The sequence below is a fragment of the Marinobacter azerbaijanicus genome, assembly GCF_030250645.1.
Lineage (GTDB): Bacteria > Pseudomonadota > Gammaproteobacteria > Pseudomonadales > Oleiphilaceae > Marinobacter > Marinobacter azerbaijanicus.
This window is the reverse complement of record NZ_JASSVS010000005.1, coordinates 260,586-283,655: the sequence shown is the minus strand read 5'-3', so window position 1 is coordinate 283,655 and position 23,070 is coordinate 260,586. Positions and strand designations below refer to the sequence as shown.

General features: G+C 59.5%; 18 protein-coding genes. 11 read left to right on the top strand and 7 right to left on the bottom strand.

Annotation, left to right across the window (positions count from 1 at the left end; translation table 11 throughout):
- The first annotated feature begins 59 nt into the window (after positions 1-59).
- From QPM17_RS12260 to bluB, 6 genes are all read left to right on the top strand, one after another.
- Positions 60-974 carry a FecCD family ABC transporter permease gene (locus QPM17_RS12260; protein ID WP_340366689.1) on the top strand — a complete coding sequence of 305 codons (915 nt, stop codon included), beginning with the start codon at positions 60-62 and terminating at the stop codon, positions 972-974.
- Complete coding sequence (locus QPM17_RS12255) at positions 974-1,744, top strand: ABC transporter ATP-binding protein (RefSeq protein WP_285391045.1); 771 nt, start codon at positions 974-976, stop codon at positions 1,742-1,744. The genes QPM17_RS12260 and QPM17_RS12255 overlap by 1 nt, the downstream gene beginning before the upstream one ends.
- Before the next feature lie 165 nt (positions 1,745-1,909).
- Positions 1,910-3,241, top strand: a complete 1,332-nt coding sequence (locus tag QPM17_RS12250; RefSeq protein ID WP_285391044.1) for a cobyrinic acid a,c-diamide synthase CobB — start codon at positions 1,910-1,912, stop codon at positions 3,239-3,241.
- Positions 3,234-3,845, top strand: a complete 612-nt coding sequence (gene cobO / locus QPM17_RS12245) for a cob(I)yrinic acid a,c-diamide adenosyltransferase (protein ID WP_285391043.1) — start codon at positions 3,234-3,236, stop codon at positions 3,843-3,845. The genes QPM17_RS12250 and cobO overlap by 8 nt, the downstream gene beginning before the upstream one ends.
- 12 nt (positions 3,846-3,857) lie before the next feature.
- A complete protein-coding gene (locus QPM17_RS12240; RefSeq protein WP_285391042.1) occupies positions 3,858-5,327 on the top strand; it encodes a cobyric acid synthase in 1,470 nt (489 codons plus the stop codon).
- Between the two features lie 60 nt (positions 5,328-5,387).
- Complete coding sequence (gene bluB, locus QPM17_RS12235) at positions 5,388-6,092, top strand: 5,6-dimethylbenzimidazole synthase (protein WP_285391041.1); 705 nt, start codon at positions 5,388-5,390, stop codon at positions 6,090-6,092.
- Positions 6,093-6,103: 11 nt separating this feature from the next.
- Here bluB and cobS read toward each other — a convergent pair whose 3' ends face one another.
- Positions 6,104-6,874, bottom strand: a complete 771-nt coding sequence (cobS, locus tag QPM17_RS12230) for an adenosylcobinamide-GDP ribazoletransferase (RefSeq protein WP_285391040.1) — start codon at positions 6,872-6,874, stop codon at positions 6,104-6,106.
- A 175-nt stretch (positions 6,875-7,049) separates the two neighbouring features.
- Here cobS and QPM17_RS12225 point away from each other — a divergent pair, with 175 nt between their 5' ends.
- On the top strand, positions 7,050-7,892 hold the full coding sequence (locus tag QPM17_RS12225) for a methylated-DNA--[protein]-cysteine S-methyltransferase (protein ID WP_285391039.1): 843 nt from the start codon (positions 7,050-7,052) through the stop codon (positions 7,890-7,892).
- A gap of 40 nt (positions 7,893-7,932) precedes the next feature.
- Here the strand turns inward: QPM17_RS12225 and QPM17_RS12220 are convergent, their stop codons facing one another.
- Complete coding sequence (locus tag QPM17_RS12220) at positions 7,933-9,255, bottom strand: MFS transporter (protein ID WP_285391037.1); 1,323 nt, start codon at positions 9,253-9,255, stop codon at positions 7,933-7,935.
- 212 nt (positions 9,256-9,467) lie between these two features.
- On the opposite strand from QPM17_RS12220, the gene QPM17_RS12215 reads away from it, so the two are divergent.
- From QPM17_RS12215 to QPM17_RS12205, 3 genes are read left to right on the top strand one after another with little or no spacing between them, the layout of a single operon-like run.
- A complete protein-coding gene (locus tag QPM17_RS12215) occupies positions 9,468-10,334 on the top strand; it encodes an MBL fold metallo-hydrolase (protein ID WP_285391036.1) in 867 nt (288 codons plus the stop codon).
- Positions 10,335-10,342: 8 nt separating this feature from the next.
- Positions 10,343-12,169 (top strand): SulP family inorganic anion transporter, encoded by a 1,827-nt coding sequence (locus QPM17_RS12210; protein WP_285391035.1) that lies wholly within the window; start codon positions 10,343-10,345, stop codon positions 12,167-12,169.
- Positions 12,093-12,752 carry an energy-coupling factor ABC transporter permease gene (locus QPM17_RS12205; RefSeq protein ID WP_285391034.1) on the top strand — a complete coding sequence of 220 codons (660 nt, stop codon included), beginning with the start codon at positions 12,093-12,095 and terminating at the stop codon, positions 12,750-12,752. Before QPM17_RS12210 ends, QPM17_RS12205 begins: the two co-directional genes overlap by 77 nt.
- Here the strand turns inward: QPM17_RS12205 and QPM17_RS12200 are convergent.
- The 5 genes from QPM17_RS12200 to gdhA all read right to left on the bottom strand — a co-directional run bounded on the left by QPM17_RS12200 (position 12,743) and on the right by gdhA (position 20,661).
- Positions 12,743-14,866, bottom strand: coding sequence for a putative bifunctional diguanylate cyclase/phosphodiesterase (locus tag QPM17_RS12200; protein WP_285391033.1), 2,124 nt, complete (start codon positions 14,864-14,866; stop codon positions 12,743-12,745). The genes QPM17_RS12205 and QPM17_RS12200 overlap by 10 nt on opposite strands.
- A gap of 9 nt (positions 14,867-14,875) precedes the next feature.
- Complete coding sequence (locus QPM17_RS12195; protein WP_285391032.1) at positions 14,876-15,409, bottom strand: response regulator transcription factor; 534 nt, start codon at positions 15,407-15,409, stop codon at positions 14,876-14,878.
- Positions 15,402-16,664 (bottom strand): sensor histidine kinase, encoded by a 1,263-nt coding sequence (locus QPM17_RS12190; RefSeq protein ID WP_285391031.1) that lies wholly within the window; start codon positions 16,662-16,664, stop codon positions 15,402-15,404. The genes QPM17_RS12195 and QPM17_RS12190 overlap by 8 nt, the downstream gene beginning before the upstream one ends.
- Before the next feature lie 63 nt (positions 16,665-16,727).
- Complete coding sequence (locus QPM17_RS12185; protein ID WP_285391030.1) at positions 16,728-19,304, bottom strand: PEP/pyruvate-binding domain-containing protein; 2,577 nt, start codon at positions 19,302-19,304, stop codon at positions 16,728-16,730.
- A gap of 7 nt (positions 19,305-19,311) precedes the next feature.
- The gene (gene gdhA / locus QPM17_RS12180) at positions 19,312-20,661 is read right to left on the bottom strand and encodes an NADP-specific glutamate dehydrogenase (protein WP_285391029.1); all 1,350 of its coding nucleotides are present in this window, start codon (positions 20,659-20,661) and stop codon (positions 19,312-19,314) included.
- Positions 20,662-20,911: 250 nt separating this feature from the next.
- On the opposite strand from gdhA, the gene QPM17_RS12175 reads away from it, so the two are divergent.
- The gene (locus tag QPM17_RS12175) at positions 20,912-22,900 is read left to right on the top strand and encodes a TonB-dependent receptor domain-containing protein (RefSeq protein ID WP_285391028.1); all 1,989 of its coding nucleotides are present in this window, start codon (positions 20,912-20,914) and stop codon (positions 22,898-22,900) included.
- Positions 22,901-23,070 lie beyond the last annotated feature (170 nt).

Here is a 23,070-nt window from a genome sequence, read left to right as displayed (position 1 = left end):
CTGTGAGCCGGCCCCTGATCAAGCCGCTGCTGGTTCTGGCGCTTACCAGTCTGGTGGCAATGGTATTGTCCATAGGTACTGGAAGCGTCAGTGTTGCGCCGGGACAGGTGCTGGCAGTGATTCTGGGTGAGGGCAGTAACCTGCAGCAGACCCTGGTTCTGGAGCTGCGCCTGCCCCGTACCCTGGCAGCATTTGCCACCGGTGGGCTACTGGCAGTAGCGGGGGCCCTGATGCAGGTGTTGCTACGCAACCCGCTGGCCGACCCCTACGTTCTGGGGTTGTCTGGTGGTGCGGCTGTTGGCGCCCTGCTGGCAATGTTGGCGGGCCTGGGTGGCCTGATCGTATCAGGCTCTGCGTTTGCCGGCGCGATGCTGGCAACTCTTATGGTCTTCGGCCTTGCTCATGGTACGGGCAGCTGGACGCCGTCCCGATTGCTGTTAACCGGTGTGGTTGTGGCCGCCGGCTGGGGCGCCGTGATTACCCTGATGCTGGCCATCAGTCCGGCGCAGCGCCTGCCAGGCATGCTGTATTGGTTGATGGGCGATGTGTCCTACGCCCGCTCTCCCTGGCCGGCGCTGGGGCTCCTTTTCCTGGTTTGCCTGTTGGTGGTGCCGCTGGGCCGTAGCCTCAATGTGCTGGCGCGCGGTCCCATGCAGGCAGCCGCTTTGGGAGTGGCTGTGCGACCACTGGAGTGGACGATCTACGTCCTTGCCAGCCTGCTGACCGCGACAGCTGTCACCATGGCCGGCAGTATCGGTTTTGTCGGCCTTGTGGTGCCCCACATGCTGCGCCTGGTGCTGGGTAACGACCAGCGCCTGATCCTGCCCGCCTGCGCGTTGGCCGGAGGTACATTGCTGGTGCTGGCGGATACCCTGGCGCGGGTGGTGATTGCGCCGGAGCAGCTGCCGGTGGGGGTAATTACCGCGCTGCTGGGCGTACCCACATTCCTTTACCTGCTGTACCGGAGCCGCTGATGAATCCGTTACGGGCGAACGAACTGGTCATTGATATCCCTGATCGGGACGATGGACAGCCGCTGGATTTCACGGTGGAGCCGGGGCAGACGTGGGGCGTGCTGGGCCCGAACGGTGCCGGCAAGACAACGCTGTTGCACACCCTGGCCGGCCTTCGTGCGCCGCGACACGGGTCGGTTTGCCTGGGTGAGCACTCACTGACGGAACTCCGGCGCCGGCGGATTTCCCAACAACTGGGGCTGGTGTTCCAGGAGCGACAGGATGGTTTTCCGGCCACGGTACTGGAAACCGCGCTGATTGGCCGCCACCCGTGGCTGTCGCCCTGGCAGATGGAATCCGGCGATGATGAGCGTTTTGCACGTCAGGCCCTAGATCAACTGGATGTGGGCCATTTGAGTGACCGCCTGGTAAGCACCCTATCCGGTGGCGAACGCCAGCGCGTGGCCATCGCCACGGTACTGACGCAGGCGCCCGATACCTGGTTGCTGGATGAGCCCACCAACCATCTGGATCTCCACCATCAGGTGTCAGTGCTGCAACTGCTGACCGAACAGGCTCGCTCGGGGCGCTCTGTGTTTATGTGCCTGCATGACCTCAATCTGGCGGCCCGGTGGTGTGACCATCTGCTGTTGCTTTACCCCAATGGCGATGCCTGCTGGGGACCTGCGGAGCGGATGCTGGTGCCGGCAGCACTTGAGCGGCTCTATGGCCAGAAACTGATTACGGTGGAAGCGGATGGGGCACCGGTGTTTGTGCCTGTTAAATCTTGAGCTTGGGAGTAGCGACCGATGGCGGGTACAGCCTTCCGGGACACGCTGTGAATACGTCCATGTACGCTCGACAAAAACATCCATGTTTTTGACAGTCCCGGAAGGCTGTACCCGCCACCGGCCGCCCGGATTCCGAGTTAGGCAAACTTTGGATTTACAAACGATATGAAAGCAACTGTAGCAGCTGCAATGATAACCGCTCCCGGCTCCGGCCAGGGAAAGTCCATGGTGACGGCAGCCCTGGCCAGGCTACACAGGAATGCCGGACGGAAAGTGCGGGTATTCAAGCACGGGCCGGACTATCTGGATCCGATGGTATTGGAGGTCGCTTCAGGTCAGCCTGTGTACCAGTTGCACCCGTGGATGACTGGAGAAGCAGAATGTCGATGGCGGTTGGCGGAAGCAGCGCAGGAGGCCGATCTCATCCTGGTGGAAGGCTCCATGGGATTATTCGATGGTGATCCTTCCAGTGCGGACCTGGCCAAACTCATGGGAATTCCTGCCTTACCGGTGATAGATGCCCGGGGCATGGCCCAGACATTCGGTGCGGTGGCTCTGGGATTAGCAAGTTTCGACCCGGAATTGCCGGTTAAACAGGTGATCGCCAATCGCATCGGCAGCTCCCGCCATGGTGACATGCTGCGGGCAAGCCTGCCGGAAGGTATCAGCCTGCTGGGAGCCATTCCCCGTAACGAAGCCATGAATATCCCGGACCGGCACCTGGGGCTGGTTCAGGCCGGTGAGCTGAGGGATCTGGATCAGCGCCTGGATGCTGCCGCTGAAGTGCTGGCCGAAGCCGGGCTGGACGGCTTACCGCTGCCGGTGACGCTGGAAGCAGAAACACCGGAGCCCCCGCCATTGTTACTGGAAGGCGTTCGCATCGCCATCGCGCAAGACGCGGCCTTCAGTTTTATCTACCGCGCCAACCTGGACCTGCTGCGGGCCATGGGGGCGGAACTGTCGTTCTTCTCGCTGCTTGCGGATTCGGCGTTGCCGGACACCGACGCCCTCTGGCTGCCGGGCGGCTATCCTGAACTGCACGGTGCCACCCTGGCTGGCAACCAGCCGATGCTGGAAGCCATTCGCGCCCATAACGCCGCTGGCAAACCGATCCTGGCCGAGTGCGGAGGCCTGATGGCCTGTTGTGAATCCCTGGTCGACAAAGACGGCGAAAGCCACCATCTGCTGGGCCTGATGCCCGGCCGTGTGGAAATGGCCGGCAAGTTGCAGGCATTGGGGTTACAAAGCCTGGCAACGGAGCAGGGCGAACTGCGAGGCCACACCTATCATCATTCCCGCTTGGACACCGACTGGGCCCCGTGGGCCCGGACCCGCAAACTGGCAGGTACTGAGGCCGAGCCGGTGTTTTGCCATAACGGCCTGGTGGCGAGCTATTTCCATGGCTATTTTCCGTCTGCACCGACACTGGTGGCGGCTATTTTCCGGGGTGAATCTCTGACCCCGGTCTCGACTGCGAAGGAGCAATCTCATGCGTGAACGCGCCAAAGACCCCGAACGCCATGCCCGCCGCATGGAAGCCAAACAGAAAATCATGCAGGAGCGTATCGCTCGCGCCCAGAAAGAGCAGGGTGTGTTGTTGGTGCTCACCGGCCCTGGCAAGGGCAAGAGCAGCTCCGGTTTTGGCATGGTGGCCCGCGCCCTGGGCCATGGCATGAAGGTGGGTATTGTTCAGTTCATCAAGGGTGCTTTCAGCACCGGTGAAGAGGCTTTCTTCCACGAACTGCCCAATGTGGATTACCACGTAATGGGCCAGGGCTATACCTGGGAAACCAAGAACCGCGAGCAGGATGTGGAAGCAGCTAACGCCGCATGGGATATGGCCGCTTCCATGCTCAAGGACGATAGTTATGACCTGATTCTGCTGGACGAACTCAATATCGCCCTGAAGTATGACTACATCGACCTGGACCGGGTGCTGGATGATCTGCAGGGACGTCCCGAAATGCAGCATGTGGTGGTCACCGGCCGCTCGGCACCCGCGGAGCTGATAGATCTGGCGGACACAGTGACGGAAATGGGCGTGGTGAAGCATGCCTTCCAGGACCAGGGCGTGAAGGCCCAGAAAGGCGTAGAGCTGTAAAGGCCGGAAACCATGACCACACTGATGATCCAGGGCACTACCTCCGACGCCGGCAAGACCACGGTGGTGGCGGCCCTGTGCCGGTGGCTGGCACGCCAGGGCGTGTCCGTGGCGCCCTTCAAGCCACAGAACATGGCCCTGAATAGCGCAGTTACCGTGGATGGCGGTGAAATTGGCCGCTCCACCGCCCTGCAGGCACTGGCCTGTGGCCTGGAGCCCCACAGCGATATGAACCCGGTGCTGCTCAAGCCCCAGAGTGACTGTGGCGCTCAGGTCATCCTGCGCGGCAGGGTCCACGGCAACATGGATGCGCTGGATTACCATGCCTACAAAGCAGAGGCGATGGCTTCGGTGATGGACGCCTGGCGTGCCCTGAGTGCCCGTTACGACGTGATCATCGCCGAAGGCGCCGGCAGCCCCGCCGAGATCAACCTACGCGCCAACGATATTGCCAACATGGGTTTCGCCGAAGTGGCGGACTGCTCAGTATTGCTGGTTGGCGATATCGACAAGGGCGGCGTGTTCGCGCAGCTGGTGGGCACCCTGGAACTGGTTTCCGACAGCGAACGGGCCCGCACCAGAGGGTTTATCATCAACCGCTTCCGGGGTGATATCGCCCTGCTGGAGCCTGGCCTGGACTGGCTGGCCGAACGCACCGGCAAACCCGTGGCCGGGGTGCTGCCCTACCTGCACGGGCTGGTGATCGACGCCGAGGACAGCGTGGGCACCAGCGGCCGCAGCGAGGCCGGCGCGCTGAATGTAATTGTCCCGGTCCTGCCTCGCATCAGCAACCACAACGACTTCGATCCCCTGCGCCTGCACCCCGGAGTTAACCTCCAGTTTATCGGCCCCGATCAGCCCATTCCCCCGGCGGACCTGATTCTCCTGCCCGGCAGTAAAAGCACCCGTCACGACCTGCAATGGCTGAAGTCGCAGGGCTGGCCAGAGGCGATCGGTAAGCACCTTCGATACGGCGGCAAAGTTTTTGCCATCTGCGGTGGTTTTCAGATGCTCGGCACCGAAGTACTAGACCCGAACGGACTGGAAGGCGAGGCCGGTAGCACCGAAGGTTTGGGCCTGCTGGACATGACCACGCGCATGGTGGACGGCAAACAGCTGAAGAACGTGAGCGGCACGCTCACCATCGGCACAGATAAAGCCGCCTTCACCGGCTATGAAATGCATAACGGTGTCACCATTGGGCCAGCTCTGGCATCCCCCATGGCTGAACTGAATGGCAGACCGGACGGCGCCGTCAGCGGGGATGGTCAGGTGGCAGGCACCTACGTTCACGGCATCTTCGATGAACCCGAAGCCTGTAGCGCTATTCTGCACTGGGCCGGCCTGGGTGCAGACACCCAACTGGCCGGCGAGGCCGTGAATTACCAGAATCATCGCCAACAACAACTGGACCGGCTCGCAGACCTGGTGGAAGACCATCTCGACACGGACTGGCTACGCAAACTGCTGGACCTCGGCTGACCACAACGTAGGTCGGGTTAGCAAAGCGTAACCCGACACCCAAACTGGACCCCACAATCAATGACCGACCATAATCGCCCCTTCAGCGAGGATGAACGCCAAGGCCTGTACCGTGCCATCCACGAACGGCGGGATGTCCGCTCCCAGTTCCTGCCCGACCCGATCCCGGCAGATGTTCTGGCTCGCCTGCTCACCGCAGCCCACCATGCCCCCTCCGTGGGCTTTATGCAGCCCTGGGACTTTATTGTCATCGACAGCATCGAGGTGCGCCAGTCCGTCCTCGACATCTTCGAGGAAGAGAACCGCAAGGCTGCGGATAACTACAGCGGCGAGCGCAATACCCGCTACAAGAGCCTGAAACTCCAGGGCATCCTCGAAAGCCCCATCAATCTCTGTATCACCTGCGACCGAAGCCGGGGGGGCAGCCATGTACTGGGGCGCAACTCCATCGTTGAAACCGACCTGTTCAGCACCTGCCTGGCGGTCCAGAACCTGTGGTTAGCTGCCCGCGCAGAGGGCATCGGCGTGGGCTGGGTCAGCATCCTGGACCAGCAGAAGCTTGCCTGCACCCTACAGCTTCCGGAACAAGTCTATCCTCTCGCCTACCTTTGCCTGGGTTATGTCAGTGAATTCCTCGACCAGCCGGAATTGCAGGCCAAAGGTTGGCGGTCACGGTTGCCGCTGGAGGACCTTGTGCATGGGAACCGCTGGGCTCAGCCACTGGAGAATATGCAACTCAAGACGGCACTGAAAATCCCGGAGTGAAGCTGAAAGGCTCAGATGGCAAGGCCGAGCAACATGACCAGCTCAGCAAACACCACGCTGGCGCCGAGGGTGTCCCCGGTATAGCCGCCCAGTTGCCGGTGCAGGTAGGTACCCCACACCAAAGCCACGCCCAGCGCAGCTGTTATACCCCACAACATTAACCCGAGTTGAAGACCGGTCAGAAAAAGCGTGGCAAGAGCCGTGAACAGGGCGGCGATGGCAAGCCGGGGTCGCGAAAAGTCTTCCGCCACGGGCTTGCTCTTGCTGTTGTCCGGGTCTGTCACATAGGGCAGGTACCCCATGATCAGCAGGGGGGCGAGGCGGGACACCATGGGGGCCAGAACCAGAGCTAGCCAGACCGGATATGCATCGACCAGCAAAGCGACCTTCAGCGCCAGCGCAATCACCAGAACGACGGTGCCGTAGGTGCCGATGCGGCTGTCCTTCATGATCCCCAGCCTTGCCTCAAGGGAATATCCGCCACCCAGCGCATCCACGCTGTCGGCCAGGCCGTCTTCGTGGAAGGCGCCGGTAATCCAGAGGTGAAACCCCGTCACCAGAACCAGGCATACCAGCGGGCTCCATAGCTCTGCAAGAGCTACATAAAGCCCGGCATAGATCACGCCCAGCACCAGCCCCACAAGTGGAAAATAGACACTGCACTGATTCATCAGGCGGGGGGAATAGTCGATAGGCACCAGCATGGGAATACGGGTCAGGAATCCGATGGCGAGCCAAAAGGCCTGCCATTCCCTGACGATGGTCGGTCTGATAGTGCTCAATGGCTTATCCTGCTATTGCGGATCACGTCGGTTGCGCAGGCAGTTTAGCATCATCCCTGTGGCGCCGGCATAATGTAGCAAGATCCGGGTCGGCATCAGGTAAATAACTTCTTATGATTGTCTCTGTTGGCTGGGGAGTTTGTGTTTACCTGAAGCAGAGGATGAGGGGCAGGCAATGTCTGACTACAACCGCATCGAAAAGGCTCTGACCTACATGTCGGAACATGCTTCCAGGCAGCCAGCCCTGGAGGAGGTGGCTGCTCATGTTCACCTCAGTCCGTTTCATTTTCAGCGAATGTTCTGCCAGTGGGCCGGCACGACGCCCAAGCGTTTCCTGCAGGCGCTGACGCTGGAGCGCGGTAAAAGAATGCTGGAAGACGAGCATTCCCTGATGGATATATCCCATAGCATCGGCTTGAGTGGCAGCTCGCGGCTGTATGATCACTTTGTGCAACTGGAGGCAGTAACACCTGGTGAGTACAGGAACCACGGCAGTGGTGTTGCTATTCAGTACGGATTTCACGACACGCCTCTCGGGGAAATGTTTGTGGCGGTTACCCGGCGAGGCGTATGCCGAGTTGAGTTTTCGGACGACAGAGGCGCCGATGAAGTGGTTTCCTGCCTGCGCAGCGACTGGCCCAGGGGGAACCTTGCAAGGAGCGAAGAAGCTACGGGCTATGTGATTGATGCGTTGTTCAGCAAACCGGCAGACTGGAAGCGCGGTCCCCTTTCACTTCATGTAGAAGGTACCAACTTCCAGATAGCGGTATGGCGGGCCTTGCTGAGAATTCCGCCGGGGAAACTGGCCAGTTATTCCCAGATTGCCAGGGCACTGGGCTACCCCAAGGCATCAAGAGCCGTCGGTAATGCGGTTGGTGCGAATCCTGTTGCGATGCTGATTCCGTGCCACCGTGTTATCCAGCAGAGCGGTGCCTTGGGCGGGTACCGCTGGGGAGCATCCAGGAAACAGGCGGTTCAGTTCTGGGAACTCCTGCATCAGGAGCCCGCTGAGCTTTAAAAAGCGCTGCGTACGGACCAGCGTTCCTGTGCTGGTGTCATCAGGAAAGGCCTGGGTCTTTCTGTGTCTGCCGGACTTCGGTTGCAGGCACGGTCAACATCAACAGGAAGCCGATCAGCAGGAAGGCGAGAATGGTGCTCATGCCCCAGCGCTGGCTGTCGGTGATTGCCGTGACCCATCCCACCAGCAGCGGGCCGGCGAAGGCGGTGGCTTTGCCGGAGAAGGCGAACAGGCCGAACATCTGGGTCTGCAGGTGGGGTGGCGCAATGCGGGCCAGGTGTGACCGGCTGGCAGATTGCAGCGGCCCCACGAAAATGCCCAGGATCATGCCCCACACCCAGAAAGCAGTGGCGCCGTCCACCAGAAGGATGGCCAGGGCACTGCTGCCAAGCCCCACCAGCGAGAGCAGGATGGTATTGCGCCCGCCCAGGGCGTCATCCACCCAGGCAAACCCCAGGGCACCCAACCCAGCCGTTACATTCAGGGTGATGGCAAACTGCAGTACTTGCGTGGAATCCATATTGAAAGTGCCTGCTGCGTATACTCCCCCAAAAGTGAAAATGGTGGCCAGGCCATCGGTGTAAAGCATGCGGGCGATAAGGAAACGCACAATATCCCGGTACTGACGGACGTGGGCGATGGATTCTTTCAGCTGGGCAAACCCGGCACGGGTGGCAGCGGCCAGGTTAAGGCCAGTGGGTGGGCGGTCCGGGATAAAGATGAAGGCTGGCAGTGCGAACACCAGATACCATACGGCCACCAGAATGAAGGTAGCGCGCACGTGCTCTGCTTCGTCACGGTTCAGGTCGAACAGATTGGCATCGGTTTCGATAAATCCATACAGAGCCACTACCAGGCTCAGAACGCCCCCAACGTAACCAAGCCCCCAGGCCCAGCCGGACCATCGCCCGGTGCGTTCCTGACTGGCCAGGTCCGGCAGCATGGAGTTGTAGAAGATGAAAGCGAATTCGGCCCCAAGCGTACCCAGGCCAACCCACAGGGCGGCTTTCCAGAACTGATCCTGGTCCGGCGTGACTGTCCAGAGCATGGCGCAGGCGATAACACACAACAGGGTGAAGCTGATAAACCAGGGTTTGCGGCGACCTGACTGGTCTGCAATGGCCCCGAGAATTGGCGCCAGGATAGCGATAAACACGCCGGAAATGCCCACGATGTTGCCCCAGGCCTCGGTGCCGGCGACTTCATCCTGCATTACCGAAACGCTGAAGTACTGGGCAAAGACGAAGGTCAGAATGATGGTAAAAAAAGCACTGTTGGCCCAGTCGTAAAGGGCCCATGACCACAGCGCGCGCTTGTCTTCCTGGTTGCCCTGGGGTTGGGCGGGAGGCAATTGAGGTGGCATGTTCGGCTGAACTCCTGATCCTTGCAAGGGACATCCGTGCCGTGATTGTGGCCGTTATTTTGGCGAATGCCCAGCCCCCAGTCTGTACTGCAGACGTGACTGCTCTGTTAATGCATCAGGAAAATGACGGCTATAACAAAACTTCATTTCCCTTAATATTTCCTTTTAGTATATGCTTAGAACCAATTGTGAATAACCGGGAGATGAGTACTATGGCCAATCCCCTCGTCCAGCACTTCTTTGACGAACCGACCAATACCTTCAGCTATGTGGTCAGTGACCCTGACAGTAACACCTGTGCAATTGTCGATTCTGTTCTTGATTTCGACTACGCCGCAGGAAAAACCGATGTGCGCTCCGCCAACGAGATCATTGCCTATATTCAGGAGAAGGACCTGAAGGTGGAGTGGATCATCGAAACCCATGTTCACGCGGATCACCTGTCGGCAGCTCCGTACCTGCACACGGAACTCGGCGGCAAAACCGGGATAGGCGCCCACATCGTTGAGGTACAGGAAATTTTTGGCAAGGCATTCAATGCCGGTACTGAATTTGCGCGCGATGGCAGCCAGTTTGACGCCCTGTTCAAAGACGGCGACAGCTTCAGGATTGGTAATCTGGAGGGGCGGGTACTGCACACGCCGGGCCACACCCCCGCCTGCCTGACTTATGTTATCGGAGATGCCGCCTTTGTCGGGGATACCCTGTTCATGCCGGATTTCGGCACAGCCCGATGTGACTTCCCCGGGGGCGACGCACGAACACTGTACCGGTCGATCCAGAAGGTCCTGGCGTTACCACCAGAGACTCGCATTTTCCTGTGCCATGATTACCAGGCGCCAGGGCGCGATGAATATCAGCACATGACCACCGTGGCCGAGCAGCGTGAGGCCAATATCCATGTTCATGAAGGTATATCCGAGGAAGAGTTTGTGAAGATGCGGACCGAGAGGGACGCAACACTGGACATGCCCCGGCTGATTCTGCCCTCCGTACAGGTCAACATGCGGGCGGGGCACATGCCGCCTGCGGAAGATAACGGGCAGGTCTACCTCAAAGTGCCGGTTAACCTGTTCTGAGATTCCTGATGAATCTCAAACGCTATCTGCCCATCCTGCAGTGGGCGCCAAAATACGGCCACGGCCAGGCCACCAGCGATCTGGTGGCCGCGGTTATCGTGACCGTAATGCTCATACCCCAGTCACTGGCCTATGCACTGCTGGCGGGTTTGCCTGCCCACGTGGGTCTGTACGCCAGTATCCTGCCCCTTGTGATCTATGCGGTGTTCGGCACCAGTCGGACACTGTCTGTGGGACCTGTGGCGGTTGCTTCCCTGATGACAGCGGCCGCCCTTGCACCGCTGGCAGACGCAGGTACCCCGGAATATATAGCCGGGGCGGTGCTGCTGGCGGTCATGTCAGGCTTGATGCTGACACTGATGGGTATTCTGAAGCTCGGTTTCCTTGCCAACTTTCTCAGCCACCCGGTGATCTCCGGCTTTATCACAGCCTCCGGTATTGTTATTGCCGCCAGTCAGCTCAAGCATATTTTCGGTATCCAGGCCTCCGGCCATAACCTGCTGACGATTGGCCAGTCCCTGATCGCGTCGATCGGAGATACCAACCTTGCGACCCTTGCCGTGGGCACCGGGGCTTTGCTGTTCCTGATCCTCGCCCGCAAGCAGCTGAAACCTCTGCTGATGGCTACGGGGCTGGCGCCGAGGATGGCGGATATCCTGACCAAAACGGCCCCCATACTGGCAGTCCTGGTGACTACCCTGGCGGCCTGGCAGTTCCAGCTTGATGGGCAGGGTGTGCGCCTGGTGGGCGATGTGCCCCGGGGGTTGCCCGAGTTCACCATGCCCAGTCTGGATATGGGCTTATGGCAGCAACTGGCGGTCAGTGCGTTGCTGATCAGCGTGGTCGGGTTTGTGGAGTCGGTATCCGTGGGCCAGACCCTGGCCGCCAAACGCCGACAGAGGATTGATCCAGACCAGGAACTCATCGGCCTTGGCACCGCCAATCTGGGCGCCGGGTTTTCCGGCGGCATGCCGGTAACGGGTGGTTTCTCCCGCTCTGTGGTCAACTTTGACGCTGGCGCCGAAACCCCGGCAGCCGGCGCCTACGCAGCGGTGGGTATTGCCCTGGCCACCCTGTTCCTGACGCCGGCCATTGCGTACCTGCCCCAGGCGACTCTGGCGGCGACCATCATTGTGGCCGTTTCCACCCTCATTGATTTTCCTGCCCTGGCCCGCACGTGGCGGTATTCCCGCCCGGATTTCGGTGCCATGCTTGCAACCATCTTTCTGACGCTGGTACACAGTGTCGAGGCCGGTATTATTGCAGGTGTGGCTTTGTCCATTGGCCTGTTCCTGTACCGGACAAGCCGCCCACACTGTGCCGTAATTGGACGTGTGCCGGGAACCGAGCATTTCCGCAACGTGCTTCGACACGACGTGGAGCTGTGCCCCAGGGTGACCTTCCTGAGGGTGGATGAAAGCCTGTATTTCGCCAATGCCCGTTTCCTGGAGGAAACCGTAATGGACCTGGTGACCAGACAACCCGAACTGAAGGACCTGGTGCTGGTGTGCCCGGCGGTCAACCTGGTGGACGCATCAGCCCTTGAAAGCCTGGAGGCGATCAATGAACGGTTGACGGACGCAGGGGTCCGCCTGCATCTTTCGGACGTAAAAGGACCTGTTATGGATCGCCTCAGAGGCACTGAGCTGCTGGCGAACCTGGGAGGGCAGGTTTATCTGAGTGCCTACGAGGCCTGGCAGACGTTGGCCGGACCCTGTGCCACGCCTGCTCAACGTCCGGAAGCGGAGCATTCACACCATGGGAATGACAGAGAACCTGCTCTCTGCCAGTCAGTTGATCGTCACTGGCCTGATATTCCTCGCGATTCTGGTTAATGCCGCGCGGGGTATCGACTGGTCGGAATTTCGCAGCGACCAGACCCTGCAACATACCTTCTTCGGGGCTGCCGTGGTTCTGGGGTTTGTCTGGCAGTTGCGAGCGGGCATCTCTCCCGGGCTGTCTATCCATGTGTTCGGTATGACCCTCATCACCCTGATGATGGGGTGGCGGCTGGCGGTACTGTCCGGGTTGCTTGCCCTTGTGATTACCGTTATCACCGGGCGTGAACCTCTGATTGCTTTTGCCGCTAACGGGCTGGTGACGGTTATGGTGCCGGCCCTGGTCAGTCATGGCATCATGCTCTGGGAGCGAAAACGGAATTTTCGGAATTTTTTCGCCTATATCTTCTTCTGCGGATTCTTTGGCGCTGGCATCTCTGTTGCCGTAGCAGGCGTGGTGATGTGTCTGATGTTGTGGTCCGCCGGGGTGTATACCTTCGGCGAACTGGTCCACGAGTACCTGAGGTACCTGCCGCTGTTCATGCTTCCCGAGGGATTCGTCAACGGTGCCTTCGTCACCGGGCTGATGGTGTTCCACCCTGACCGGCTGACAACGCTGGATCAGCGCCGTTATCGCTGAGCCGCAGATATCAGCTTGGCAAGGTCTGCCCGGCTACCGGCCCCGGTGCTACTTTTCCAGTGGCTGAGCCATTCAAGCACCTCCCTGGCAGGCATCGGCCTTGCGAACCCGTAGCCCTGGGCGTAGTTGCAGCCCATGTGGCGCAGATTCCGGGCCTGCTCCATGGTTTCCACGCCTTCCGCCAGCACGGGATAGGAAAACCGCTGGGCCAGAAAAATTACGCTCTCCACAATAGCCCGATCGTTGGCATCGTTCAGCATGTTGCGCACGAAGCTCTGGTCGATCTTGATCAGGTCCACTGGCAGCGTTCGCAGGTAGGTCAGTGATGAAAACCCGGTGCCAAAGTCGTCGAGCGCCACTTTCAAACCCAACTTCTGGCAATGCTCCAATGCATTGCTGGCCCGGTTTATGTCCTCAAGGGCGGTGGATTCAAGAACTTCCAGGGTGATCAGGCCGGGGTCCAGTTCCGAGTGGCTGTGCAGATAACTGGTCAGAAAGTCAGCAAAGCTCCGGTCCATCAGGTGGCAGGCACTGATATTAATGCTTACCGTAAGGTTCTCGCCGGCCTGTAGCCAGGTGTTGAGCTGGTGGATAGCTTCCCGCACTACCCATTGGCCGAGGGGGACCTCCAGATGGCTGTTCTCTACAGTGGGCAGGAATCCGGCGGGAGAAATCATGCCCTTCTCCGGATGGTTCCAGCGGATCAGGGCCTCGAAACCAACAACGGTGCAGTCGCTGATGCGGATCTGGGGCTGGAAATGCAGTTCAAACTCCTGATTCTCCAAGGCCCGGCTTATGGCCGTGAGTTTTTCCCGGCGTTCCCGCCGGTGGGCGTCCAGTGACGGGTCGAAAAAGTGGAACTGGTTGCGGCCCTTTTCCTTGGCGGAATACATGGCCTGGTCCGCGTGGCGGATCAGGCCTTCCTCATCGGTGTTGTCATCAGGGTAGCGGGTGATACCAAGGCTGGCGGTCAGGTTAATGGTTTCACCGTCGGCAGCGATGGGTTCGCCAACGACAGCCAGAATACGCTGATAAACGGCTTCGTGGCCGTCACTCTGCAGTAACAGGACAAACTCGTCGCCGCCGATGCGGGCGACCGTATCGCCGCTGCGCAGGGTCCTGGTCAGGCGTTCCGCCAGGGTTTTCAGGGCCTGGTCGCCGACAGCGTGGCCCAGCCGGTCGTTGATACCCTTGAAGCCGTCCAGATCCAGATAGCATACCGACAGTCCCCGGTTCTGGCGATCAGCATGGGCCCTTGCGGTGCGCATCCGCTCTTCCAGCAATTGCCGATTGGGCAGGCCGGTCAGATCGTCGTAGTTCGCCGCACGGTCCAGCTCTTTGGCGTGGTTCTTCAACGCAGTAATGTCGTTGAAGGCGGCAACGTGGTAATACTGCCCCGGCTCATCCAGGTGAACGCGACTGATGGACAGCAGCTCCACATATTCTTCGCCGTCTTTTCGGCGATTCCAGATCTCACCGCGCCAGTGGTCGGTTTTTTCTATGGACCGCCACATGGACTCATAATATTCGCGGGAGTGGCGCCCGGAGCTGAGTATGGACGGGGCCAGGCCAAGTACCTCTTCCCGCTGGTACCCGGTGATGCGAGAGAAAGACGGGTTCACGTCCAGGATACGGTTGTTGCGGTCGGTAATGAGGATGGCTTCGTGACTACGATCAAACACACTGGCTGCAATGCGCAGGCCCCGTTCGCTATGCTTGCGGTCGGAGATGTTGGTCATGGTGGCAATGAAGCCCGGAGCGACGCCCTGTTCTTCACCGATCGGGGTGCAGTAGGTGTGCACCCAGTATGGCATTCCGGACCGAGCGTAATGAAGGATGTCTTCCTCGAATGCGACGCATCGATGCAGGTTCTGGTTGATCCGCTTGATGGTGGCGGGATCTGTGTCGGGACCGTACAGAAAGTCCCTGACTATCCGCCCACGGACGTCTGCCAGCAGGTAGCCGGTATGTTTTTCGAAACTGGCATTGACCCATTCAATCCGGCCAGCTTCGTCGAGGATCACAACCATGTCCGGCGTAGTCGCGGCAACCAGTGCCAGCCGGTTATTATCGACGGGTTCCGGCAGATTTGCTGTATCAGGGGGTCGGGACATAATCACCAGCTAGTTTCGCCAATGCGAGTGTTTCTGCAACTTTCTCTGCAGAGTCCTTCTGTGCATGTTAAGGGCTCTTGCTGTTGAGGATACGTTGCCGTTATGTTCGTTCAGAACCCGCTGAATGTGTTCTCGCTCCATCTCCTCAACCGACGGAGGTTTCCTGCGTAGATCCGGTTGGTTGTTCAGTGGCTCAAAACCCGCCATCAGCTGGTTTAGCGTAACCGGTTTGCAGAGGTAGTTGATAGCCCCTCTGCGCATTGCCTCAACCGCCGTGGCGATGCTCCCGTAACCGGTCAGTACCAACACTTCCAGATTCGGTTCAAGCGAAAGCAGTTCCGGCAACAGCTGCAGCCCGCTTTCCCCGGCAAGGTTCAGGTCCAGCACGCATTTATGAACAGTCTGGGTGTCCAGTGCCGTTTTGGCTTCTTCGGGGTTGTGGGCACATAAAGCCCCAATGCCCTGGCGCCCGAGAGAGCGCTGGAGCACCTGCAGAAAAGCTTCATCATCGTCGATCAGTAGCCATGGTGGTTGGTCATTCATGGGGTGTTTCCGATTCCTTTGCCGCCGGTAATTCTATGATCATTGTGGTGCCATGTTCATCGGCACTGGCTTTCAGAGTGCCGCCAAGACGCTGGATGGTGGCATTGGAGAGAAACAGGCCAACGCCAAGCCCTCTCTCTGACTTGACGACGTGATCGCCAGCGGTTTCCTGCAGGGACATATCCAGCCCGTCACCACGGTCCTCCACAACGATTTCGATCCGCTTGCCGGCAATTGCATGGGCACTGACCGATACCCATTCCGGGCTGGCGGTGACAGCGTTGGCCAGCAGGTTCAGGACTGCCTGGTCCAGGGTGGCATCGACAGCAACCGGTGTATCAGGAAACGGAGCCTGCCAGTGAATCGGAGCGGATGGCCAAAGCAGGGTGGCGGATTCCCTCAGGCGCATCATCCAGAAATGGAGCGGAAGCGTTTCCAGTTGGGCGGCCCTGGCCTGCATGGCAGCAGTGGACAGCTGGCGCAGGTGGTTGCTGCACAGCCCAAGCTGGCTTTCCATAAGGGACAGGTCGTCGGCGCAGAGGTTATTGCCAGACAGGACGGATTTCATCTCCTCGATCAGGAGGCTCATGGTGTTCAGAGGCGTGCCCAGACGGTGGGCAACGGCAGCGGCGGAAAGCCCCAGGGCGATGATCTGCTCGTCCCTTAGTCGGGTTTCCCGTATCTGTGCCAGCTGGGACTGCTGTTGGCGCATCCGCCGGGCGAGTGTGCCGACAACGAGGAGTAGAATGGCAGCGGTGATGGCAAAGGTAATCCACATACCCACCAGATGCAGTTGCGCCAGATCGGCACCATGCTGTTCATGGGCAACCGGCGTATGCCAGATTACCAGAGAGGTGTAGATCGCTACTCCGGCAACGGTAACAGCGATGCTCTGGACCAGAGGTACAAGGATGATGGTAACGGCAATCGGCAGCAGCAACAGGGAAACCAGTGGGTTGGTATAACCACCGGTGAGGTATAGCCAGGCGCCAATCAGCAGCAGATCGGTGGTCAGGGCCAGACTGACCGTCGTGGCGGAGCGGGGTGGCCGCCGGGTAAACCAGAGCCAGCCCAGCGTTGCCACAACGGCATAAGCCAGGCACACGATCAGGGCCTCGGCCCGATGTGCAAGGGGTACCATGGTTTCAGCAACGGCAACCGCAATCAGCAGAAGGGCGACGAGGGCCAGTCGCATCCCCAGCAGATAGCGGGCAGACTGTTGGAAACCGGTTTGTGAGTGGGTGAGCCATTCCATGGCCGGGATTTTAACAGCAGGCGCCGGAAATCGGTCAGAAACTGTGTTTTTGATTGTCCGGGGTCAATCTGTGAAAAAGCAGATCAGTGTCTGGCGGACGATATCTCCCCTCAGTTGAAGCTGTCGGTGGTCGAGATCATGAATCCGCAATGCGGCATCCGGTGAGGGGGGTTGCCCTGCCGGAAGCGATGGGCTATCCAGGTGCTCCGGATGATACTGGCAATGGCTGTTTTCAGGAAACAGGGCGGCGTAGGCAATGCCGGTTTCCACCAGGTCCTGGAAAAAGTGCGAGCCGTAGGACAGATCCGGCACCATATGGCCCGCCTTCTCCGACACTTCCACCAGGGCGGCTACGCCAGCAATGTCTGAAAAACGCACGGGAACCCCCAGCTCCGGGCTGGTAGTGCCCCAGCGTCCGGGGCCGATCAGCATTGTCGGGGTTTTGGATGAGCGGACATGCTCGCCCACCAGCCGGGCCACCTCGTAGCGCTGGGTGGTGCTGAGGGTGGCATAGATGGCCGCATCCACTCGAATCACACGCTGAATGGCAAGGTTGATATTGCCTCCCATAAAGTGGCCTTCCGTGCGGAACAGAATCCTTTCCTCTGGCACTCTGTCCGGAATAGGTACCGGCCCGGCTTCTCCCACGGTGGCCAGCGGCCGACATTGCACCAGATTGAAAGCCGGGTCGCCCTGTTCGTCCAGGTGCAGGGTGAATTCCACATCCACGGGGTGTCGATAGGCAGCTTCGAGTGTTTGTAGCAGATCGGATAACCTTGAAATGAAGGCCCCCTTTTGCACCAGTGGCCGGAACGTCAGGCGCCAGACCGGCCCCTTCAGCCCGATTTGTTCGGCACGTGTGGTGGCGGCCCGGTCCACTTCAGCCAGATGTTCCACAGGCAGGTCGGTTGTATTTTCCAGCACCTCACTGAGGGGGCGTGTTTCCAGCGCGCCTTGCTGGAGATCCAGTAGGTCCACCAGGTGTTGGGAGTATCGGTAGGACTCGTCCTGGTTGCGGAAGGGCTGCCGGTTGGGATGGTCCAGAGCCATCACACAGGCATGATCGCCTTCAATCCGGTCAACCGCCCGGGTGCCCAGCCCCATCACCAGCCTTACCATGCCGGCCTTCGGGTCCATGGTGCTATCCCAGGCAAATGTATTACGGGACACCCCAACTCCCGCGGCGTCCGGCAGGTAGTAACGGCCATGAAAGCGACCATTGACCCGCTGGATCAGCAAAGCCATGGGTTCTTCGCGCTGGTCCAGACCGCGCTGTTGCCGGTAGCGTAGAGCATCCTCGCTCATCGACGAGGCATAGACCTGCCGAATGGCATCTTCCAGAGCCTCCAGCCTTTGTTCCGGGGCGCCCTGGTTAACCAGGAACACACTGTCGTATTTTCCGGCAAAAGCATTGCCGAAACCGTCCTCCTGCAGACTCGAAGAGCGCACCAGAATGGGATACTGGCCATAATGATCCAGCAGCCGCTCCAGCTCGGAGCGGATTTCATCGGGGAACCGGCCCTCCTGTATGCCGTCTCTCAGCGCCGGGGCCTCTGTCAGATAGCCGGCTTTCGAGCGCTGGCGCATGATTGCCGGCCACAGTCCGTTGTGTACCAGAAAGGCGTAGTAGGCATCGGTTCCGAGATAGCAGGAGTCGTGTGGTTCCAGGTTCTGCTGCCACAGCTCCGGTGCTTCCTTGAGCAGGATATTGCGGGCAATCAACATGCCGGTAGCCTTGCCGCCTATGTAGCCACTGCCCACCAGCCGGCTGCGGATGCCCAGCAGGTCCTCCAGTGACAGGTAGCGCCGTGCCAGCGCCAGAATCTGTGGCTCCCGGCTGATCAGCACCTGTAACACCTGCTCCTGCAGGTCGGCAATGCAGTCTGCATCCTGTTCCGACAGTGCCCGGCTGGCTTCCTGGAACAGGCGGTCCCAGTAATCCAGCAGTGGCTGGCGATGCAGGTGTTCCAGCTCCAGGCTGGCCTGAAGCCGTGTGGCATCGCTGCTGTCCGTAATGGGTTGGAACTGGCCGTCCTGCTCCCGGTGGGGAAGGAACATGGTTGGGGATTGCCGGAGCCAGGCCTTGATGGGGTGAATCTGGACGTTCTCGCCATGTCGATGTATGTCGATCATGACCTGCGTGGTCTCGCGGATGCGGTCCAGGGTCATGCGGGAGTGCCGGTCCGGATGCAGGGCAAACCAGGCCACGGTGTCCAGTTCAAACAGGAGCGGGCACACGACCCGGAAGAAATTGCCCACCATGGCGTCGGTGGCCCATGCATTAAGCAGTTCGCTGAGACTGTCGCATACGTAAAACGCGCCCCGGCCATGCTGTTCAATCAGGTGCCAGACCCGGCTGGTAAAACTCTCAAATCCCCCGAGAGCATCGATCTCAATAGTGCGAACGGCGGGGTGCTGCTCGATGATTGGGGGATGCTGGCCGAAGCGGAGATATATGATCTGACGGCCAGTTTCGGCGGCGGCATCCAGGAAGGGGAACACGAAGCGACGATAATCGTTGAGGTCCGATACGCGCCAGACCACATTATCGCCAATGCGCAGGCCATCCAGAACCTCATCCAGTCCGGGCAGTCCGGTGGATACCCGGTCTGAGGACTGGAGAGGTTCTTTGCTGGTCATGGCAGGATCAGATGACGCCCATGGCGTTCATGGCCCTGGCAACACGCAGGAAACCATTGATGTTGGCACCCAGCACATAGTTGCCTTCCGCACCAAACTCGGCGGCGGTTTCATGACAGTTCTTGTGGATCTCGATCATGATTTCCTCAAGGCGCTTCTGGGTGTAGTCAAAGCTCCAGGAGTCGCGGCTGGCATTCTGTTGCATCTCCAGGGCAGAGGTTGCGACACCGCCGGCGTTGGCAGCCTTACCCGGGCCATAGGCGAGTCGGGCATTCTGGAAGATATCGATGCCTTCCGGCGTGGTGGGCATGTTGGCGCCTTCTGCCACTGCAATGCAGCCATTCTCGACCAGAGTCCTGGCGTCTTTGCCGTTGAGCTCGTTCTGGGTTGCGCAGGGCAGGGCCACGTCACAGGGCACGTTCCAGATATTGCCGCCCTCCACGTATTTCGCGTCTTTGTGGAACTCAGTGTAGGCACTGATGCGGCGACGCTCCACTTCTTTGATGCGTCTGAGGGTCTGCAGGTCGAGACCTTTCTCGTGCACGATGATGCCGCTGGAGTCGGAACAGGCAATGACTTTGGCGCCCAGTTCGTGGGCCTTTTCTATGGCGTAGATGGCCACGTTGCCAGAGCCGGAAACCACCACGGTTTTACCATCCAGGGAATCGCCCCGGGCTTTGAGCATTTCATGGGTGAAGAATACGGTGCCGTAACCGGTGGCTTCTGTACGGGCACGGCTGCCGCCCCACTCTAGCCCCTTGCCTGTCAGCACGCCGGACTCGTAACGGTTGGTGATGCGCTTGTACTGACCGAAGAGATAGCCGATCTCGCGGCCGCCCACGCCGATGTCGCCCGCCGGAACGTCGGTGTATTCGCCCAGATGGCGATACAGCTCAGTCATGAGACTCTGGCAGAAACGCATGATTTCGTCGTCGGACCGACCTTTCGGGTCAAAGTCACTACCGCCCTTGCCGCCACCGATAGGCAGTCCGGTCAGGGCGTTTTTAAAAATCTGCTCGAAGCCCAGGAACTTGATGATGCCCAGGTACACCGACGGATGGAACCGCATGCCGCCCTTGTAGGGCCCCAAAGCGCTGTTGAACTCAACCCGGAAGGCGCGGTTGATGTGGATCTCGCCACTGTCATCCTGCCAGGGCACCCGGAAAATAATCTGGCGCTCGGGCTCACAGATGCGCTGGATGATTTTTTTGTCGGCGAACTCGGGGTATTTCACGAGAACGGGGCCCAGGGTTTCCAGAACCTCATGGACGGCCTGATGGAATTCACTTTCACCGGGGTTGCGGTGGAGCACGTCCTGGAAGATCGGTTCCAGTTTTTCATCGAGTTTTACAGTCATGCCAGTCTGGCCCTTGGGATAAGCGTATTGAATGCCGCAAAAAAACGGCGAGCAAGAAAAAAGGGCCATGATTGCACCACAGAGGTGCGTATTTTGGCAAGGGAGTTCTTCGGGCCGCCAGGGCTCTCGTGTGGCCTACCTCCAAGTGGGTGCGGCATTGTGTCTCAAGCCAGACTGGGTTCCGCACCATACAATTCTCACCAGTGTTTCTGACCCCCAACGATGAATGCAGTAGCAAGGATCCACCCCCATGATAAAGAACCCTCTGGCACGTTGTATCAGCCTGGCTCTGGCTGGTTGTGCCGCCACCTCCCTTGCCTATGGGCAGAGTGACACAGAAGACGGCGCTTTGCTGATCCGGGTGACTGAAGGCCAGTCAGCTGAGGCGGCCCGGCTGTCCGAGGCGGCGGTTCAGTCTGAACCGGTTGAGCGTTTGTCTTCCAGCGCCTCGGTATCGCTGTCCCGTATGGGAGGACGGGGCCTGGAACCGGTGATCCGTGGCCAGAGTGAAGAGAGGGTGGATGTTTTGCTCGATGGTATGCGCGTTGAGGGGGCCTGTCCGAGCCGAATGGATCCTCCGACCAGTCGTCTGAGCACGGCACTGGCTCCCGTGCTCGACGTTCGCACCGGTAACCACACCCTGCGCTGGGGACCAGTCGCCGGCGGCCAGATCGTGTCGACCACAGCGGCGCCTTCCTTTGCTGATGACAACCGCACAACTGGACACCTGACTCTGGGCGGCTCCGATAATGGTGACGGCCGGCTGGTCAATGGCAGCGTGGCTGCAGGTGACAGGAACGCATACATACGCATGGCTGGCGGCCATGACCAGGCCGACGATTACGAAGACGGCGATGGCAGGGAAATTCGCAGCTCCTACGAAAATACCGAAGGTCGTCTGGATGCCGCCTGGACTGCGGATAATGGATTGTATATCAGGGGCATGACCAGCCGGCAGGAAGAGCGGGATGTCAGTTTTCCGGGCCGGGGTATGGATGCGCCGAAAACCGACACGGATCTGTATCGCCTGGAATTGGGTGGGCCGGTTGCTGATGGTGACTGGAACCTGATGACCTGGCAGGCGGATGTTGATCATGTAATGGACAACTTCAGCCTTCGCGAGCCGCCGGTGAAGATGGGGATGCCCATGAAAATGCTGACGGCCTCTGAAACACGTACCCAGGGTGTCCGGCTGACTCTGGATCAGCGGGCGAGTGATCGGACCGACTGGGCCTTTGGCGTTGATCACGAGACCAATGACTGGGATGCGACACTGAACAATGTGGGCAAGGGTATTGTGGTGTCATACCTGTGGCCCGACGTTAAGCGGGATCGCACAGGTGTGTTTTTTGAGCAGTTCACCCGTATCCAGCCAGGCCTGCAACTGGGTGGTGGTATCCGATACGACCGGGTGGAAATGGATGCAGCCAGGGCCCATCTTTCCGCAATGGGCGGGGCCAGTGCGTTGGACCGGTATGAAAGTGAGTATCAGACCACCAATACCGAGGCCGTGGACGATAACTTCAGTGGCTTCATAAGCAGCGAGTGGCGTTATGCTCCGGGCAGAAGCCTGGATGTTCTGGCAAGCCACAGTGTTCGCAGCCCGGGTGTGACGGAACGCTACGTCAACAAGAAGGATGAATGGGTTGGTAATCCGGGTCTGGATACAGAAAAGCACAACAAACTGCAGATCAGTGTCTCCGGTCGCGAAGGCAACTGGAGCTGGCGTCCGGCCCTATGGATGGATCAGGTGGATGACTACGTGCTGCGTTCGCAGGATCGCTACACCAATATCAGTGCGCGGCTGTTTGGCGTAGAGGGTGAGTTGGGCTGGGGTAATGGCCCCTGGAGCACCAGCAGCAAGCTGGCGTCTGTGCGTGGTGAGAACCGCGATGCCGACAAGCCTCTGCCCCGAATTCCACCGGTTCAGTTTATTCAGACTCTGGCGTGGACTCATCAGGGGCACTCCCTGGCAGCCGAGTGGCAAGTGGCGCGGCGACAGGATCGTATTGATGAAGAGTCAGACCTTGACCCCGGGACTTCTCCTGGCTACGGCGTATTCAACCTGTCCGGGACCCACCCTGTGATGGCGAACCTGAGTTTTACCTGGGCCCTGGACAATGTGTTCGATAAGACCTGGGCGCCCCACGTGAGTAAGTCCGATGCTTTGGGCGAGGAGTTCTTCAAGGTCAACGAGCCTGGCCGTACCGTTCGTGCAGCCCTCACGGCACGTTGGTAAATCATGATTATGGCGGTTACCCGCTGCTCATAGCCGGCGGGTGACATTCTGCCCCGGGTGGAACCAACTCCTCCACCCGGGGTTTTTTTGTCCTTACTCAATGTAAGATCAATGGCTCCCTGTTAAACTTCGATTAACGAATGGAATATTCTTATAACCTTTCTGCGAGG